Origin of the sequence: Micromonospora sp. NPDC050397 (assembly GCF_044901685.1) — a bacterium.
In the GTDB taxonomy this organism is placed as follows: Bacteria; Actinomycetota; Actinomycetes; order Mycobacteriales; family Micromonosporaceae; genus Micromonospora_G.
Genome location: NZ_JBJDPS010000019.1, coordinates 48,314 through 65,233, shown reverse-complemented (window position 1 = coordinate 65,233; position 16,920 = coordinate 48,314). Strand labels below are relative to the sequence as shown.

Here is a 16,920-nt window from a genome sequence, read left to right as displayed (position 1 = left end):
TCGTTCGAGGCCGCCCTGAAGCCGGGGGGTCAGATCGAGCGCGCCCGACGCCGTACCGGCGGTCACTGGTATCAGAAGGTTTCAAGCCGATCGACGATGGCAAAGATTCCGACCCTGTACTAGGTTCATCGCGGGCCTCTACGGTGGGAGAGTCATGGACAGCGGATTTTGGCTGGGACTACTATTAGCACTCCCCATTGGGATCCTGACCAACATCCTCACCCCTCGTGTTCAGCAATGGTTTGCAGGCCGGAGCGCTCGCGCACGGACAGCGCGCGACAGAGAAAGAGAGGCCGACGAGGCCTTCGCCTCCGATCTACGAACCAGCGAGGCGAGATATCTCAGCTACGTGTATCGAAATATCGTCCGGCTCCTGACCTATGTTCTCGTGATTACGATGATCGCAAACTTGCCGTTCTATCTCTACGACACGCTGGACGGTATTCAGAATCTGATCGCCGGCGGCCACGTCGCCGAAATGATTCCGATCATTATCACCCTAGTAACCTTGATTAGCTTGACAACCGCATTCCTCAACACCAGCCGGCGAACCAACAGAGTGACCAAGCTGGTTAGCGGCGAAGTAGCCGGAAGGAGGTCAGGCCGGGATATTTCATCGATGAATCAAGCAGCTACACCGGAACGTTCACCACTCCCACAACAACCTGATGGCGCCGACTAGCGTCTCCTCCTTGAGAGCCGAGCGAGGGTCACCGGTAACAGCGAATTGCCCGACCTCGAAAGACGCGGTGAGGGCGCACCGAGCAAGCGTGGTCCCGCAGTGTCCACCCAGGACCAACCGGGCCGGACAACACCCACCCGGTGGAGACCGTCACGGATCACGTCCGCGGCGTGTCCACGCCTTCGATGACCGGAGGTTCGACACGTTGCCGTCGCCCGAAGCCCGGCTGCGGTGTCATGCCCGGTCAGTGGGCGTACCTGAGGATGATGTCCCTGGTGGAGCCCATGCCGTACCGGTCGGTGTCGCTGGAGAGGGCGGCGACCTCGGAGAGGATGGGGGCGGTGTCGAGGCGCAGTCGCCTGGCCTGGTCGCAGAGCGCCTGGAGGGTCAGGATCTCGTCGCGGGTGTCGGCGCCCTGGTCGCGCGCGGAGAGCAGAATCAGCCGGGCACGGAAGTCGGCGACCGTATGCCACTCGTGCGGCAGGTGCGCGGCCCAGCGGAACGACGGGTACCGGTCGAACAGGGAGCGGATGCTCGCGCGGGTCGACTGGTCATCCGCCGCGTAGCGGTCGACGATCGCGCGGAGTAGCGTTTCACATCGATGCCGTACGCCGAGTTTGTCCATCGGTGGTGTGGCGAACGCCGCCGCCAGCTTCTCGACCCAGTCGGGGTCGGAGGTGTCCACCGGGGCGCGGGCGGCCGGGGCGAAGAGCACGTCAAGCTGCGCCATCCCGTCCTCGATTTCGACCAGTTCCATCCGCCGCTACTCCGATCTCGGGACCACCTGGACGGCACATGCATCTTCTTGCAATACCCTGTTGAATATTTGCATCTGCCTGTCAAATTTTCTACGCTCGGCGGATGACCGCTCCCCTCGTGGAGGCCGTCGGCCTCGTCAAGCGTTACCCGCCCCGCGACCGCCGGTCCACGAGCTTCACCGCGGTCGACGGGATCGACTTCACCCTCCAGCGTGGACGGGCGTTCGGTTTCCTCGGTCCGAACGGCGCCGGCAAGTCGTCCACGATGCGGATGATCGCCTGCGTCTCGCCGCCCACCGCCGGCACCCTGCGGGTGCTCGGCATGGACCCGACCACCAACGGAAGACAAATCCGGGCCCGACTCGGCGTCGTCCCCCAGGACGACGCGCTGGACCGCGAGTTGACCGTACGGGAAAACCTGCTCATCTACGGCCGCTACTTCGGGCTGCCGAAGCAGGTCATCGCGGAGCGGACCGACCGGCTGCTGGAGTTCGCCCAGCTCTCCGAGCGCGGCGCGGAGCGGGTGGAGGCACTCTCCGGCGGTATGCGGCGCCGGCTGACCATCGCCCGTTCGCTGATCAACGAGCCGGAGATCCTGCTGCTGGACGAGCCGACGACCGGGCTCGACCCGCAGGCCCGGCACGTGCTCTGGGACCGGCTGTTCCGGCTCAAGCAACAGGGTGTCAGCCTGATCCTCACCACCCATTACATGGACGAGGCCGAACAGCTCTGTGACCAGCTCGTGGTGATGGACCACGGTCGGATCGTGGCGCAGGGCTCACCCGCCGAGCTGATCGCCGCGCATTCCACCCGGGAGGTGCTGGAGCTGCGGTTTGTCGCCGGTGAGCAGGACACCGCGCTGGAGAAGTTGCGCGCGACGGGGATGACGGACCGGCTGGAGGAGTTGCCGGACCGGCTGCTCTGGTACACCGCCGAGGGCGAGGCCGCGCTGGCTGCCGTACACCGGTTGGGTTTGAATCCGGCCACGGCCATGGTGCGCCGGGCGAGCCTGGAGGACGTCTTCCTCGCGCTGACCGGCCGGACGCTGGTGGACTGAGCATGGCCACCGACACCCTCACCCCGAGCAACCCGAGCAACCCGAGCGGTTCGACCGACACGAACGACCCGGCCGGCGTGACCGGCGTGGGCATGGCGCTGCGGGCGTACCGGTACTGGGCGTTGCGCTACCGGCGGACCTGGCGCGGCACCGTGGTGATCAGCGTCGCGAACCCGCTGCTCTTCCTGGTCGCGATGGGCCTCGGGCTCGGCCGGCTGATCGGCCCGGACACGGCCGCGCTCGGCGGCGTCGACTACCTCGCCTTCTTCGCCCCGGGCATGCTCGCCGCCGCGTCGATGCAGAACGGCATCATCGAGTCGGCCTTCCCGGTGAGCTGGAGCCGCCGATCGGGCGGTGCCTATCCGGTGGCGGCCGGGACGCCGCTGGAGCCCGAGGACATCCTGCACGGCCACGCGCTTTTCATGACGGTACGGGTGGCGATGAGCGCTGCCGCCTTCCTGCTGGTGATGGTCGCCTTCGGAGCCGCGCAGTCCCCGCTGGTGGCGCTGACCCTGCCGGCGGCGACGTTGACCGGAATGGCGTTCGCCCTACCGGCGGCGGCCTGGGCGGTGACGCTGACCAACAGCGAACCGGTGTCCGGGATCTTCAAGTGGGTGGTCATGCCGCTCTACCTCTTCTCCGGCACGTTCTTCGCGGTCGAGCAGCTCCCCGAGGTGCTGCGCCCGATCGTCTACGTCACGCCGCTCTGGCACGGGGTCGACCTCTGTCGCACGCTCAGCCTCGGTACGGCAACCTGGCCGACCAGCCTGGGGCACGTGGCCTACCTGGTCGCCCTCACGGTTGTCGGCTACCTCCTCTGCCGCCGCAACTACCGGCGCCACCTCTACGCGTAGGGAGCTGACCGTTGTCGTCCGCGCACCTGATCGTGCTGCGCCACCTCTGGGTGCTGCGGCACGGCCGACCCTGGAACCTCGTTGTCAACGGCATCTTCGAGCCGTTCCTCTACCTGCTGTCGGTCGGCATCGGGATCGGGCAGCTCGTCGACGACGGCGCGACCGGCGGCGACATCGGGCGCTACGCGGCCTTTGTCGCCCCGGCGCTGCTCGCCACCTCGGCGATGAACAGCGCGGTCAACGAGACCACCTACAACGTGTGGTGGCGGGTACGGTTCGACAAGCTCTACGACGCGATCGTGACCACGCCGATGCGGATGCCGGACATCGCGGTCGGTGAGATCGCCGCGTCGGTGCTGCGCAGCACGCTCTCGTCCACCTGCTTCTTCCTGGTGATCACCGCCCTCGGCATGGTGCACTCCTGGTGGGCGCTGCTCGCCGTGCCGGCCGCCGTGCTGATCGCCTTCGCGTTCTCCGCCGCCGGGCTCGCCGCCGCGACCTACATCCGCGACCAGCACCACCACCAGTACCTGCAACTGTGCATGCTGCCGATGTTCCTCTTCGCGACGACCTTCTACCCGCTGTCGGTGTACCCGGGAGCGGTGCAGGTGGTGGTGGCCGCGCTGCCGCTCTACCAGAGCATCGAGCTGCTGCGCGGGCTGACCACCGGGGAACTCGGCTTCGGCATGGTGGGCGCGGTCGCGTACCTGGTCGCCATGGGGGTGGGTGGGACCTGGCTGGCGAACCGTCGGCTGAGCGGGATGCTGCTCACCTGATCGCCTTCCGGCCCGTCACCGGGCGGGGCAACGGTGCTGGTCAGCGCGGTAAAATCGGCGTACCCAGACGACCCAGGCAGGTGACCCCCGATGCCCGACCGGTACGAGTCCCGGATCGACCGGCAGATCCGCGAGGCACAGGAGCGGGGCGAGTTCGACGATCTGCCCGGCACCGGCAAGCCGCTGCCGGACCGCGGCACCACCTACGACGAGGACTGGTGGATCAAGGACTGGGTCCGCCGGGAGAACCTGACCGGGCTGGCGCCGGCCTCGCTGCGCCTGCGCAAGGAGGCCGAGGAGCTGGCGCAGACGCTTGCCGGCAAGAACTCGGAGCAGGCCGTACGGGCAACGGTCGCGGACCTGAACGAACGGATCGTACGCGCCCGGCAGGGGCTGATCGAGGGCCCGCCGGTGTTCCTCGGCACCTTCGACGCGGACGAGATCGTCGAGACGTGGCGCCGACAGCGGCGACGCTCGACCACCTCTTGAAACAGTCTTTCCGCTCAAAATTGCCCTAACCTCCTTTATCTCCTCATACCATGAAGCCGCTCGGCTCTTCCGGCCGTGACGCGAGGTCGCCGTGGTGCGGAGGATGGGATGGGGCGCTCGGACCGGCACCGCCACCCGGGCGGGCCCCGCGATCTTGACCAGGCCGCAGGGTTCCGCGCCGACATCGAGGGGCTGCGCGGCGTCGCGGTGCTGCTGGTCCTGCTCGGGCACGCCGGGCTGCCACTGCTGCCCGGCGGTTTTGTCGGCGTCGACGTCTTCTTCGTGATCTCCGGATTCCTCATCACCGGCCTGCTGCTCGGCGAGTTGCGCCGAACCGGACGGATCTCCCTGGCTCACTTCTACGCCCGGCGGGCCAGGCGTCTGTTGCCGGCGGCCGGCGTCGTCATCGTCGCGAGCCTGCTGCTCACGTACCTGTTCCTGCCGCGCATCCGGTGGTCGGACACGATCGGCGACGCCCTGGCGAGCACCCTGTACGCGATGAACTGGCGGCTCGCCGAACGGTCGGCCGACTACCTCCGGGCCGACCAGGCTCCGAGCATCTTGCAGCACTACTGGTCGCTCGCGGTCGAGGAGCAGTTCTACCTGCTCTGGCCGCTGCTCCTGGTGGCGGCCGTCTGGCTCGGTTGGCGCGCACCCGGTCGACACGTACGGCGCAGCGTCGGAGGGCGGGCGTTGGTCGCGCTCGCCCTGCTCGCGGTGGCGTCGCTGGCCTGGTCGATCCACCTCGGCCAGGCCGATCCGACGCGGGCGTACGTCGTGACCACCACCCGGATCTGGGAACTGGCCCTCGGCGGCGGGCTGGCGGTGCTCGGCCCCCACCTGCACCGACTGCCCCGTACGGTCGTCGCCGTGACGGGTTGGGCCGGGCTCGCCGCGATCCTGCTGGCGGCGACGCTGCTCGGCCCCGAGGTCAACGGCTGGCCCGGATATCTGGCGCTGCTGCCGACGCTCGGCACCGCCGCCGTCATCGCCGCCGGTGTCGGCACTGTCGGTGCCGGTGCCGGTGCCGGTGTCGGTGTCGCGGGGTGGCGGGCGGGGCCGGCTTCGTTGCTCGGCTGGCGGCCGATCCGGGCGGCCGGCGCCGTCTCCTACTCGTGGTACCTGTGGCACTGGCCGCTGCTGGTGGTGGCGACGGCCCGGTTCGGTCCGCTCGGACCGGCGACCGGTGTCGGGATCGTGCTGGCCTCGGTGGTGCCGGCCGTACTGACCTGTCGGCTGGTGGAGAACCCGGTCCGGCGCTCCGCCGCCCGGCCGGCGTACGCCCTCCGGGTGGGCCTGGCGGCAACCTGTCTCCCGCTTCTCGCCGGGATGGGGCTCCTGCTGGTGCTCCGCTCCCCGGCCCCGACTCCGGCGGGCACCGCCGCACCGGATGCGGGCGCGTCCGCGACCGGCGCACCCGCTCCGCCGCTGGGCGCCGCCGTGCTCGGCCCGGAGCCCCGGGACGACCCGGCCGGGGCACCGGTCGACCACGTCCCGAGCATCACACCGGACCCGCTGGTCGCCCGGGACGACGTACCGGACGCGTACCGCGACGACTGTGTCGCGCAGGCGTCGGAGGCGAGCCTTCGTACCTGCGTCTACGGGGACCGGGAGGCGAAGGTGGAGGTGGTGCTCGCCGGAGACTCGCACGCGGCGCACTGGCTCCCGGCCGTGCAGGTGGTCGCCGCCGAGCGCGGTTGGCGGCTGGTGACGTGCCTGAAGGCGATGTGTCCGTTCCAGGTCGCCCCGATCACCCTGCACGGCAGGCCGTACGAGAGCTGCACGGAATGGAACCGGAGGCTGCGTACGGCGCTCGCCGGGGCAGACCGCCCGGCCCTGCTGATCGTCTCCGGGGTGACCCAGATTCCGCTGGTCGACGGTGTGCTGCCGCGCCCGGGTCGGGCCACGGCCCAGGCGCAGACGGAGGCGTTGGCGCAGACCTGGTCGGAGGTGGCGGGCACGGGGCTGCCGCTGGTGGTCCTCCGGGACACCCCGGCGTTCCGGGTCGACGTCGCCGAGTGCGTCTCGGCGAACCGGCGGGCACTGACCCGCTGCGCGAGTCTGAGGGAGGCCGCGCTCGCCGGTGGACTGCCGCAGGAGCGGGCCGCCACCGGGTTGGCCGGCGTACACCTGGTCGACCTGAACGACGCGATCTGCCCGACGTCGTCGTGCGCCCCGGTGATCGGCGGGACGCTGGTCTACCGGGACAGCCACCACCTCACCGCCGCGTACGCGCGCAGCCTCGCCCCCCGGCTGCACCAGCACCTGCGGGAGGCGCTCTCCGGCGAGTTGCCCGGACGCACCGGCTGAACCGTCCCCCGCCATCGTGGCGCCGGGCCCGCCGTCGTGACGCCGGGCCGCCGTCGTGACACCGGACGGGCCATCGTGGTGCCGGGCGGGAAAGTGGGGTCTTTTGCCGGCCGCGCCTGTGCGGGTTCGGCCTCGGATAGAGTGCGGTTGTCAGCGCGGCGGCGGCGAGGGGACGCCGTCCGAGGCATGCTGACCCAGCCCCTCTGGCGCCCGACTCGTTGTGCGACAGGGGGCGGACGATGGCGGCGGGACGCGGTGCCGAGCTGCTGCGCCCTCCCGCGAGTTCTGGCCGCGCCACGTTCGTGGAGCTCTTCTTCGATCTGGCCTTTGTCGTGGCCCTCACCCGGGTCTCGCAACGATTCGCCGACCTGAGCGACGACACCGGCTGGGCGCTCGCCACGGGGTTCGGCCGTACCCTGCTGCTCTTCCTGGCGCTCTGGCTGATCTGGTCGCACACCACCTGGATCACCAGCCGCTACGAACCGGAGCAGTCGATCATCCAGGCGATCGTGGTCGGCACCATGTTCGCCGGCCTGGTCATGGCGGTGACGCTGCCGCGCGCGATGGAGGAGCGAGCGCTGCCGTTCGCGGTCGCGTACCTGACGGTGATGGTGGTGCGGCCGTTGGTGGTCGCCGCCGCGCTGCGTGGCCATCCACGACGGCTGGTGCCGTTCCGGCTCGCCGCGTGGGCTGCGGCCAGCGCGCCGCTCTGGCTGGCCGGCGCGTTGGGCCCGGACCCACTCCGGCTGCCGCTGTGGGCCGCCGCCCTCGCTGTGGACTATCTCGCCTGGGCCCTGGGCTGGCCGCTGCCGAGGCTCGGGGCCTCGGCGGTGAGCCGCTGGCGGATCGCCGGGACGCATCTTGCCGACCGTCACCAGCAGATGTTTCTCATCGCACTCGGTGAATCGATTCTGGTCATCGGCATGGTTTTCAGTGGCACGGACTACTCCGGGGAGCGGGCCGCCGCCTTCGTGGTCGCGTTCGCCACCAGCGCGCTGCTCTGGCGGATCTACTTCCACCGCGCCGGCCTGCTGCTGACCGAGGCGCTGGATCGGGCGGGTATGCCCGGTCGGCTGGGCACGGCGTCGGAACGGACGCACTTGCTGATCGTGTTCAGTGTGCTCGTCACCGCCGTCGGCTACCAACTGGTGATCGATCACCCGCACGGGCCGCCGCGACCCACTTGGCTCCTGTTCCTGGTGGGCGGTCCGGTCCTCTTCCTCGTCGCCCATCTACGGCTGGAGTACGAGATCTTCGGCCGGGTCTCCCGATCCCGCATGATCGGCTTGGTGGTCCTGCTGCTGGGCACGCCGGCGTTGACGCAGTGGGAGCCGATGGTCGGGCTGAGCGTGGTGGCCGGAGTGCTGGCCCTGGTCGCGCTACTGGACGCGCTGCGGAACCGAAGACGGCCGCTGGAGCCTCCCGCCTCGCCGATCGGGACGGAGGCATCCGGCGATCGCGACTCCGAGGCGTGACCGCGCACCAGACCTGATCGGCTGGGACAGCGCCGGTTGGCCGTACGTCTACTGAGCGGATGCTCCGGGGGATCCCCGCCGCTGATCCCCCGGAGCTGGCTCCGCGCGCCGACCGCCTCAGGCCGGCAGGGTGAACCGCCACCCCCGCGACTTCAGTAGCGGGATCACCTGGTCGACCGCGTCGACGGTCTGGGCGCGGTCACCGCCGCCGTCGTGCATCAGCACCACCGCGCCGGGCGTCACCCCGTCGAGCAGCCGGTCGCGCAGCACGTCGGTGCCGGGCGGCTCCCAGTCGGTGATGGCCAGGCGCCAGCCCAGTGGCCGCATCCCCATCCGGGCGGCGACCGCCGGGGTCTGGCCCCAACTGCCGTACGGGGCGCGGAAGTAGCGGATCTGGACACCGGGCACGGTGTGGCGGATCAACGCGTTGGTCTGGCGCAGGTCGGCCTCGATCCGTGCCGGGCTCCAGTTGGCCATGTCGTCGTGTCGCATGCTGTGGTTGCCGATGCTGTGGCCGGCGGCGACGATCCGGCGGACCAGGTCGGGACGTCGCGCGACGTGTTCGCCCCAGAGGCAGAACACCGCCTTGACCCGGTGGGTGCGCAGCACCGAGAGCAGGCGTGGGGTGTCGACGGGGTTGGGTCCGTCGTCGAAGGTGAGACTGACGACGTTGCCGGTGCCACGGGCGGCATCGATGATCTCGGGGCTCACCCCGGGTCGGTGCCCAGGCATGGCACTCCGCCTTCCTCCGGTCGGGACCGACGGTGTCGATGCCGGCTGGTTCGGTCGATCCGGCTGGTTCGGTCGATCCGACTGTTTGGTCGTTCCCGGCGGCTCCGCCGGTCCCGGGATTACCGGGACCGGCGGGTGCCGGGGGGCCGTCGCCCTGGTCGAGATCAGGGGGTACGGCAGGCGACGGTGGGGGCGGTCCAGTTGCCGTTGGCCATCACGGTGAAGCCGAAGGTGGTGCTGCCGCCAGCGGGCAGGGAGCCGTTGCCGCTGGGCCTGACGGTCATGACCAGTCCGCTGCCGTCCCAGCTCGGGCTGCCGTTCCAGACGGTCGAGACCCGCTGCGGGCCGCGCAGGGTGACGGTCCCCGTCCAACTGGTGATGGCGGTGCCGCCGGCCCTGATGGTGACCTCGCCGTTGAACCGGTCGCCCCAGCGTTGCGTCTCGCGGTAGCTGGCGGTGCAGCCACCACCACCGGACGGGGGCGGCGTCGTGGTGGCGGTCGGGCCGGGATTGCCACCGTCGGGCGCGACCGCCCGGCCCGTGCTGGTGGAGATCATGCCGGCGCAGAGGTTGCGACTGGTCAGGTTCGCGACGATCTGCGGGATGGCGTTGATCGTGGTCTGGTAGCCGTCGTGCATGAGGATCACGCCGCCGTTCTGCAGGCTCGACGCCGCCTGCACGATCTGGGCGGTGCTGGCACCGTTCCAGTCCTGCGAGTCCACGCTCCAGAGCACCTCGGTCAGACCGAGTTGCGCCTGGACCGACCGTACGGTCGCGTTGGTCTCCCCGTACGGGGGCCGGAACAGCCGTGGCGCGGTGCCGGTGGCCTGCTGGATCGCCTGCTGGGTCTGGGTCAGCTCCGAGGTGATCTGCGCGCTGCTGAGCTGGGTCAGGTGCGGGTGGCTCCAACTGTGGTTGCCGATCCACATGCCGGCCTGTTGCTGGGCCCGGACCAGGGCCTGGTTCTGCTGTGCCTTCTGACCGATGTTGAAGAAGGTGGCGCGTACGCCGTTGGCCCGCAGGGCGTTGATGAGGCTGGTGGTGGTGCCGGCGTTGGGACCGTCGTCGTAGGTCAACGCGACGTAGCCGCTGCTACAGTCCGCGGCGGCGGCGGAAGGGCTCGCGGTGAGCGCGACGGCGGTGACGCCGACGACGGTGACCAGGGCGCTCAGCACGGCGGCGGTGGTTCGGGACAGGCGACGTGTCGGGGACATCGTCCAGCTCCTCGGGGTGAGGGAAGTGTGCTGGCTACCGGCGCGGCCGCTGCGGGACGCGCGGCATCACGTAGGGCGGTCCGGCGTACACCAGGTCGGCCTTGACCTCCTGGTAGGCCCGCTTGGGCTGGTAGTTCTCGTCGTACAGGGTGGCCAGGCCCTCGGGCGGGTTGGAGAACCAGCCCGGGACCCAGGAGTGCTTGTCGGTGAAGCCCCACACGGTGAACGACAGGCAGTGACGGTTGGCCAGGCAGGCGCGCAGCAGGACGCTGAAGTTCGCCGCCGACGCCTGTAGCCGGGGGTTGATCTCGTTGGAGTCGCCCGCCTGCACCGCCGGTGTCATCTGGCTGCGTACGTCGACCTCGGTGAACGCCGTGGCGAGACCGAGGTCGGAGAAGCGCTTGAGCGCGTCGGCGACCTGGAAGGTGTCGTAGTTGCCGTACTGGGTGCCCAGGTGCCCCTGGCTGCCCACGCCGTCGATCGGTACGCCGGAGGCACGCAGTTGCTTCACCATGTCGTACACGAACTGGGTCTTGTCGTCGGCCGGGTTGCCGGAGCCGAACGCCTCGATGTTGTAGTCGTTGTAGAACAGCAGCGCCTTCGGGTCGGCGGCACGTGCCCAGCGGAACGCGTCGGCGATGTAGCCGGGGCCGAGGTGCTGCGCCCAGAAGCCCTTGTAGTGCAGGGCGGGCGGGTTGTCCCAGGGGTCGCTGACCGCCTCGTTCACCACGTCCCACTGCCAGATCTTGCCCTTGAAGTGCCGGACCACCGTGGTGATGTGGTTGCGCAGGATGTCGCGGAGTTCGGTGCTGTCGATCGAGCCGTCGGCGACGCCCGCGGTGAGCCAGCCGGGCAACTGGTTCTGCCAGACCAGCACGTGGCCTCGGACGGACTGGTTGTTCTGCTGCGCGAAGGCGACGAGTTGGTCGGCCGGGCCCCAGTTGTAGGTGCCTCGGGTGGGCTCCAGGCTCTCCCACTTCATCACGTTCTCGGCGGTCACCGAGGAGAATTCGGATGCGGCGAGCCGGCGGTACTGCGGGTCCGCCGGGTCGTTCAGGGCGGCCATGTCGACGGCGGTGCCGATCTGCAGTCCGTGTCGCATGCCGAGGGCGCGCAGACTCTGGTCCGAGGGGTGGAGTGTGTGGCCGGCCGACGCGGGCAGGCTGTTCAGCGTGCCGGCGGTCGCGAGGGCAACGGCACCGACGGCCATCCATCGTCGCAGCTTCATCGGGCGTCCTTCCATTCCGGGGTGGGGACGGATTCCGCCCGGATCGATTCGGGCGGGTGGGTACGCAGGCAGGGTGGGGGTCACGCCGTGGCTTCGGCGGAGCGCCGGTGCGGTACGCGGATCGGCAGTACGCCAGCAGCCGTACGTCTTCCGTAACTTTGCCGAAACCTTACGACTGCAATCGATGGGCGTCAACAGCAAACATTTACAGATCTGCCTACGTAACGGCTATGGAAGAACGCCGAAAAGGTCCGGAATTTTCGGAACCCGCGTCGGGGTGCGGGCAGCCGGAACCGGCGGCACGCGCATCGATGCGTACCGCCGGTTCTCCGCGCCCCCGCCGGGGCGTCAGTGTTCGAGATAGGTGGCGTGGTCGAAGTCCGCGTACGCGCCGTCGGCGCCCAGGTCCTGCACCCAGAGGCCGAGGAAGGCCCCGGTGAAGCCCCATGCCTCCGGCTCGCCGTCGACAACGGTCGCGGCGTGCTCGTCGGAGAGGATGGTGGCGTCGAAGTCGGCCGGGATCTCGCGCCAGCCGTCGCCGAGGTGGTGGGCAAAACGCAGGGTCGGTCCGTCGAACGTCACCCGCAGACCCACCCGCTCCACGTCGGTGACGTCGAGACTGAGTTCGGGGTGGGCGGTGAGCCGGCCCCGGTCGCAGCCGAGCACCTCCAACGAGCGGCGCCCGTCGTCCGCGCGGGTGACGTAGGCGTAGTACCAGTTCGCGGTGTTGTAGTAGGCGGTCACCCCGGCGAGCTGACGGTGGTCGGCCGGGTCGAACTCCAGACTTGTCTCCAGGGAGCAGTGAGTGGCGCCGACCCGACGGGCGACCAGGCTCGGTCGCTGCCGGCCGACCGGCGACTGGCCACCGTAGAGACGCAGGTGGGACGGGCGACTGGTCAGGTCGACCCAGTCGGGAGCCGCCGGCCGGCGCAGGGTCGACCATGCCGGGCCGAGGTGCGGTCCCTCGAAGTGGTCGGTCGCCGGCTCGTCCGGCCAGGGATGGGCCGGCAGGTCCGGCGCGGCGACCTGGTCGGCGGGCACACCACCGGCGATCGACGGCCAGCCGCCGTCCGGCCAGTCGACCCGTTGGATGGCGGTCTCCCGGCCGAGCACGCAGTTGCCGAGCGGGGTGTAGGGGCGGGCCACCAGGTGGGCCAGGTACCACTGCCCGGTCTGGGTGCGTACGAGGCTGCCGTGTCCCGCCTTCTGCAACCGCAGATCCGGCCGACCGACCGAGGTCAGCAGCGGCCCGGCCGGGTCGCTCTCGTACGGGCCGAACAGGCTGCGGGACCGGGCCACGCTGGCCTGGTGCTCCCAGCTCGTGCCGCCCTCGGCGGTGAGCAGGTAGTACCAGCCGTCGTGCCGGTAAACGTGCGGCCCCTCGGTGAGCCCGGCCTCGGTGCCGCGATAGATGATCTGGGCCTTGCCGACGAGGCTCCGGCTCGCCCGGTCGTACCGCTGGATCTCGATGCCGCCGAACCGGTCCCGGCCTGGCCGCCAGTCGGCGCTCATCGCCAGCAACCAACTCGTGCCGTCGTCGTCGTGGAACAACGAGGCGTCGAAGCCGTGCGCGTGCAGCGGAACCGGGTCGGACCACGGCCCGTGGATGTCGGGCGCGGTGATGAGGTAGTTCTGCGGGTCCCAGTAGCCGCTGGCGAAGCTGGCCACGTCGCTGTACACCAGGTAGAACAGGCCGTCGGCGTAGCTCAGGTCGGGTGCCCAGACGCCGTTGGAGTCACCGGCGCCGTGCAGGTCGAGCAGTCGCCGATCGGTGAGCACCCCACCCAACGCGCGCCAGTGCACGAGGTCCCGGGAGTGGTGTATCCGCACCCCCGGGTACCACTCGAAGGTCGAGGTGGCCAGATAGTAGTCGTCACCGACACGCAGGATCGACGGGTCTGGGTGGAAGCCGGTGAGGATCGGGTTGCGGATCGAACCGGCGGCCGTCGCCACCCCCGCGAACTCGGTCGACATAGTGTGTTCCCCTCTGACGATCCAGCTTCCGGCGACGTTCCGGAAGTTCTTGCGCGTCGGAATCCCTGGTCACCGAGCACTCAGCCCTTGACCGCACCCTGTAGGCCGCCGACGATCTGCTTCTCGGCGAGTGTGAAGAAGAGCAGCGCCGGCAGCATCGACAGCGAGGTGAAGGCGAGGATGCCCGCCGTGTCGGAGGTGTACTGACTCGAGAAGTTCTGCACCCCCAGCGGCAGCGTGTGCAGGTCGACGTCGCCGAGGACGAGCAGCGGCAGGAGGAACGCGTTCCAGCTCGCCACGAAGGCGAGGATCCCGACGGTGACGAGCGCGGGGCGCGACAGCGGCAGCATGATGCGCCAGAGGAAGCCGATCCGACCCGTACCGTCGATCGCGGCGGCGTCCTCGAGTTCACGTGGCACGGCGGCCAGGAACGGGCGCAGGATCACGATGGTGAGCGGTAGCGAGAAGGCGACCTGCGGCAGGATCACCGCGTAGTAGGAGTTGATCAGGTTGAGGTCGCGCAGCATGAGGTAGAGCGGCAGGATCGCCGCCCCGGCCGGGAAGAGCAGGCCGAGGGTGAAGAAGGTGTAGAGCCCCTCACGCCCCCGGAAGGTGTACCGGGCCAGCACGAACGCGGCGCCGACGCCGAGCACCACCACCCCGAGCGTCGTACCGAGGGCGATCACGGCGCTGTTGAACGCCTGGGTCCAGAAGTCGCTCTGGGTCAGCACCCTGGCGTAGTTGTCCCAGACCCACGGGTCGGGCAGTCCGGCCGGGTTCGCCACGATCTGCGGGGTGGTACGGAAGCCGCCGATGATCACGTAGACCACCGGGGCGATCGACACGGCCGCGACCGCGAGTGCCAACGCGTACGTGAGTGGGCTGCTCCAGACCACCGGGCGACGCTTGGGCGACGGGGGCAGGACGGTGTTGGCGGCCACGGTCAGTTCACCCTTCCGGTGATGGCGCCCTGGATGTCACGACGGAGCAGGAATCGCTGGAACAGCAGCGCCGCGACGAACGAGATGACGAACAGGATCACGGCCACCGCGTTGCCGTAACCCCAGAGCCGGGCGAAGAAGCCGTTGTCCACCATGTACGTCGCCATCGTCGCCGAGGCGCCGAGGGAGCGGACCGCGGGCACCGAGGTCACCCAGATCACGTCGAAGACCTGGAGCGAACCGATCATCGACAGGAACATCCAGATCCGGATGGTCGGCCCGAGCAGCGGGAGCGTGATGTGGCGCTGGATCTGCCACCAGCTCGCGCCGTCGATCGCGGCGGCCTCGGTCAGCTCGTGCGGCACGTTCGACAGACCGGCGAGCAGCAGGATGATGGCGAAGCCGACGTACTTCCAGGTGAGGACGAACAGCAGGGTCCAGATGACCACGTCGAGGTCGGCGAGCCAGGCTTGGACCAGGCCGCCCAGCCCCAGTGACCGCATCAGCGCGTCGAGCGTGCCGCCGTCGGTCAGGATCAGCTTCCACATGATGCCGACGGTGACCTCGGCGAGCACGTAGGGCACGAACACCAGCAGGCGGAACACCGTGCGACCGCGAAAGCGCCGGTTGAGCAGCAGGGCCACCGCGAGCGCGATCGGGCCCTGGATCAGCAGTGACCCGACGACGATGAGGGCGTTGTTGCGCAGCGCGTCGAGGAAGATCGGGTCCTGGAAGGCGAGGACGTAGTTGTCGAAGCCGACGTACTCGGTGGGCGGTCCGACCCCACGCCAACGGAAGAGGCTGTAGTAGACCGCGAAGCCCATCGGCACCAGCACGAACATCACGTAGACGATGATCGCTGGGGTGGTGAGACCGATGATCTCGTACCACTTGCGTCGTGTCTCGGCCGCGCGGGTGGTCGTACGCCGGGCGGGCCGAAGTCCCGCCGGCGGCGCGGAGGCGCCGCCGGCGAGGTTCAGGGTCGGGTTGGTAGAGGTCACTTGCGTGCGGCCGCCTTCATCGCCGAGACCACCTGTTCGGGGCTGCCGTTGCCGGCGAAGATCGCGACGATCGCGTCGTTCATCGCGTTGCCGACGGTGCTGCCGTACGCGGTGTCCAGCCAGAGCTGTACGTAGGTGGCGCTGGCCGTGGCCTCCAGGATGGACTTCAGCGCGGGGTCGGTGACGCCGGCCTCCGCTCCCTTGGCCACCGGCAGACCGGTGCCGGTCTCGGCGTACGCCTTCTGCACCTCGGGGCTCACGATGTACTTGAGGAACTCGACGCACTCGACCGGGGCGTTCTTGGCGCAGGCGAACCCGTCGCCACCGCCGAGGGCCGCCTTCGGGTCACCCGGGGAGCCGGAGAGCGCCGGGACCGGGAACCAGCCGAGGAACTTCTTGACCGCCTCCGGGTCCTGGGCGACGGTCTCCAGGGTGCCCTTGTTCCAGTCGCCCATCAGCTCCATCGCCGCCTTGCCGTTGGCGAGCATGCCGTTCGCGCTGGTCGGATCGTTCTGACCCGGCGTGGCGATGAAGTTGGGCTGGAACGGGTTGGTGGCGAGGAAGGTCTTCAGATCCTCGCCGGCCTTGACGAAGCACGGGTCGTCGAAGGCGAGTTCGTTGGAGGCCTTCTTCAGCGTGTCGACCGAGCAGGCGCGCAGCGCCAGGTTGTACCACCAGTGGGCGGCGGGCCACTTGTCGCCCGCACCGACCGCGATCGGGATGACGTTGATCGCCTTGAGCTTGGTGACCGCGTCGTTGAGCTCCTGGAACGTGGTCGGCGGAGCGGAGATGCCCGCCTGCGCGAACATGTCCTTGTTGTACCAGATGCCCTCGATGCCCATCCGGAACGGCAGACCGTACTGCTTGCCGTTGGCCTGCCAGATCTCGGCCGCGCTACCGATGCCGGCCACCTCGGTCCGGACCTTTTCGGTGATGTCCTTGAGGTAGTCGGCCTCCACCTGCTCGCGGATCTCACCGCCGCCCCACGCCTGGAAGATGTCCGGCGGGTCGCTGCTCAGCAGTGCGGCGGGGAGCCGGGTGCGCTGGAGCTGGTTGGTCTCGATCGCCTCGATCTGGATCGTGACCGTGGGATGGAGGGCGGAGAAGTCCTTGGCGACCTTCTCCCAGTAGGTCTTGCCGGGCCCGTCCTGTGAGGCGTTGTGCCACCAGGTCAGGGTCACCGGGTTCTTGTATGGCTCGTCCTCTGTGGGCCCCGCGTCCTCGCCGCCGTTGCACCCGGCGAGAAGCAGTGCACTGGTCATGAACAGCGCTAGGACGGCGCCTGCGCGGCGCTTGGTCGTCATCGATGTCTCCTCGACTAGTCAGTCGCGGTACTCGGACTGAGGGCGAGTTTTACAGTCCCGTAACGTGGTGTCAACCGATGTCGATAACGTTTTCGACTCCCTGACGACGAGGCTCCGCCGGCCCT

15 protein-coding genes are annotated in these 16,920 nt (G+C 69.4%); 7 read left to right on the top strand and 8 right to left on the bottom strand.

Annotated features, from left to right (window positions below; all coding sequences use genetic code 11):
* Nucleotides 1-154 precede the first annotated feature (154 nt).
* Entirely contained in the window at nucleotides 155-682 is a 528-nt protein-coding gene (locus ACI2K4_RS32675; protein WP_404516950.1) for a hypothetical protein, read from the top strand.
* 244 nt (nucleotides 683-926) lie between these two features.
* Here the strand turns inward: ACI2K4_RS32675 and ACI2K4_RS32670 are convergent, their stop codons facing one another.
* A complete protein-coding gene (locus tag ACI2K4_RS32670) occupies nucleotides 927-1,439 on the bottom strand; it encodes a hypothetical protein (RefSeq protein ID WP_404516949.1) in 513 nt (170 codons plus the stop codon).
* Between the two features lie 104 nt (nucleotides 1,440-1,543).
* On the opposite strand from ACI2K4_RS32670, the gene ACI2K4_RS32665 reads away from it, so the two are divergent.
* The 6 genes from ACI2K4_RS32665 to ACI2K4_RS32640 all read left to right on the top strand — a co-directional run bounded on the left by ACI2K4_RS32665 (nucleotide 1,544) and on the right by ACI2K4_RS32640 (nucleotide 8,401).
* Nucleotides 1,544-2,497, top strand: a complete 954-nt coding sequence (locus tag ACI2K4_RS32665) for an ABC transporter ATP-binding protein (protein ID WP_404516947.1) — start codon at nucleotides 1,544-1,546, stop codon at nucleotides 2,495-2,497.
* Between the two features lie 2 nt (nucleotides 2,498-2,499).
* Nucleotides 2,500-3,351 carry an ABC transporter permease gene (locus ACI2K4_RS32660; RefSeq protein WP_404516946.1) on the top strand — a complete coding sequence of 284 codons (852 nt, stop codon included), beginning with the start codon at nucleotides 2,500-2,502 and terminating at the stop codon, nucleotides 3,349-3,351.
* 11 nt (nucleotides 3,352-3,362) lie between these two features.
* Nucleotides 3,363-4,127, top strand: a complete 765-nt coding sequence (locus ACI2K4_RS32655; RefSeq protein ID WP_404516945.1) for an ABC transporter permease — start codon at nucleotides 3,363-3,365, stop codon at nucleotides 4,125-4,127.
* 90 nt (nucleotides 4,128-4,217) lie between these two features.
* Nucleotides 4,218-4,616 carry a DUF1992 domain-containing protein gene (locus tag ACI2K4_RS32650; protein ID WP_404516944.1) on the top strand — a complete coding sequence of 133 codons (399 nt, stop codon included), beginning with the start codon at nucleotides 4,218-4,220 and terminating at the stop codon, nucleotides 4,614-4,616.
* Nucleotides 4,617-4,724: 108 nt separating this feature from the next.
* Nucleotides 4,725-6,926 carry an SGNH hydrolase domain-containing protein gene (locus ACI2K4_RS32645; protein WP_404516942.1) on the top strand — a complete coding sequence of 734 codons (2,202 nt, stop codon included), beginning with the start codon at nucleotides 4,725-4,727 and terminating at the stop codon, nucleotides 6,924-6,926.
* 239 nt (nucleotides 6,927-7,165) lie between these two features.
* Nucleotides 7,166-8,401, top strand: a complete 1,236-nt coding sequence (locus ACI2K4_RS32640; protein WP_404516941.1) for a low temperature requirement protein A — start codon at nucleotides 7,166-7,168, stop codon at nucleotides 8,399-8,401.
* A gap of 117 nt (nucleotides 8,402-8,518) precedes the next feature.
* On the opposite strand, the gene ACI2K4_RS32635 is transcribed toward ACI2K4_RS32640, so the two are convergent.
* The 7 genes from ACI2K4_RS32635 to ACI2K4_RS32605 form a co-directional block, all read right to left on the bottom strand.
* Nucleotides 8,519-9,133 (bottom strand): polysaccharide deacetylase family protein, encoded by a 615-nt coding sequence (locus tag ACI2K4_RS32635; RefSeq protein WP_404516940.1) that lies wholly within the window; start codon nucleotides 9,131-9,133, stop codon nucleotides 8,519-8,521.
* A gap of 164 nt (nucleotides 9,134-9,297) precedes the next feature.
* A complete protein-coding gene (locus tag ACI2K4_RS32630) occupies nucleotides 9,298-10,347 on the bottom strand; it encodes a polysaccharide deacetylase family protein (protein WP_404516939.1) in 1,050 nt (349 codons plus the stop codon).
* Nucleotides 10,348-10,381: 34 nt separating this feature from the next.
* Nucleotides 10,382-11,575 carry an endo-1,4-beta-xylanase gene (locus tag ACI2K4_RS32625; protein WP_404516938.1) on the bottom strand — a complete coding sequence of 398 codons (1,194 nt, stop codon included), beginning with the start codon at nucleotides 11,573-11,575 and terminating at the stop codon, nucleotides 10,382-10,384.
* Nucleotides 11,576-11,923: 348 nt separating this feature from the next.
* On the bottom strand, nucleotides 11,924-13,549 hold the full coding sequence (locus ACI2K4_RS32620) for a glycoside hydrolase family 43 protein (RefSeq protein ID WP_404516936.1): 1,626 nt from the start codon (nucleotides 13,547-13,549) through the stop codon (nucleotides 11,924-11,926).
* 80 nt (nucleotides 13,550-13,629) lie between these two features.
* Complete coding sequence (locus tag ACI2K4_RS32615; protein WP_404517000.1) at nucleotides 13,630-14,496, bottom strand: carbohydrate ABC transporter permease; 867 nt, start codon at nucleotides 14,494-14,496, stop codon at nucleotides 13,630-13,632.
* Nucleotides 14,493-15,491 (bottom strand): carbohydrate ABC transporter permease, encoded by a 999-nt coding sequence (locus ACI2K4_RS32610; protein WP_404516935.1) that lies wholly within the window; start codon nucleotides 15,489-15,491, stop codon nucleotides 14,493-14,495. The genes ACI2K4_RS32615 and ACI2K4_RS32610 overlap by 4 nt, the downstream gene beginning before the upstream one ends.
* Nucleotides 15,488-16,795, bottom strand: coding sequence for an ABC transporter substrate-binding protein (locus tag ACI2K4_RS32605; protein WP_404516934.1), 1,308 nt, complete (start codon nucleotides 16,793-16,795; stop codon nucleotides 15,488-15,490). Before ACI2K4_RS32605 ends, ACI2K4_RS32610 begins: the two co-directional genes overlap by 4 nt.
* Nucleotides 16,796-16,920: the final 125 nt, after the last annotated feature.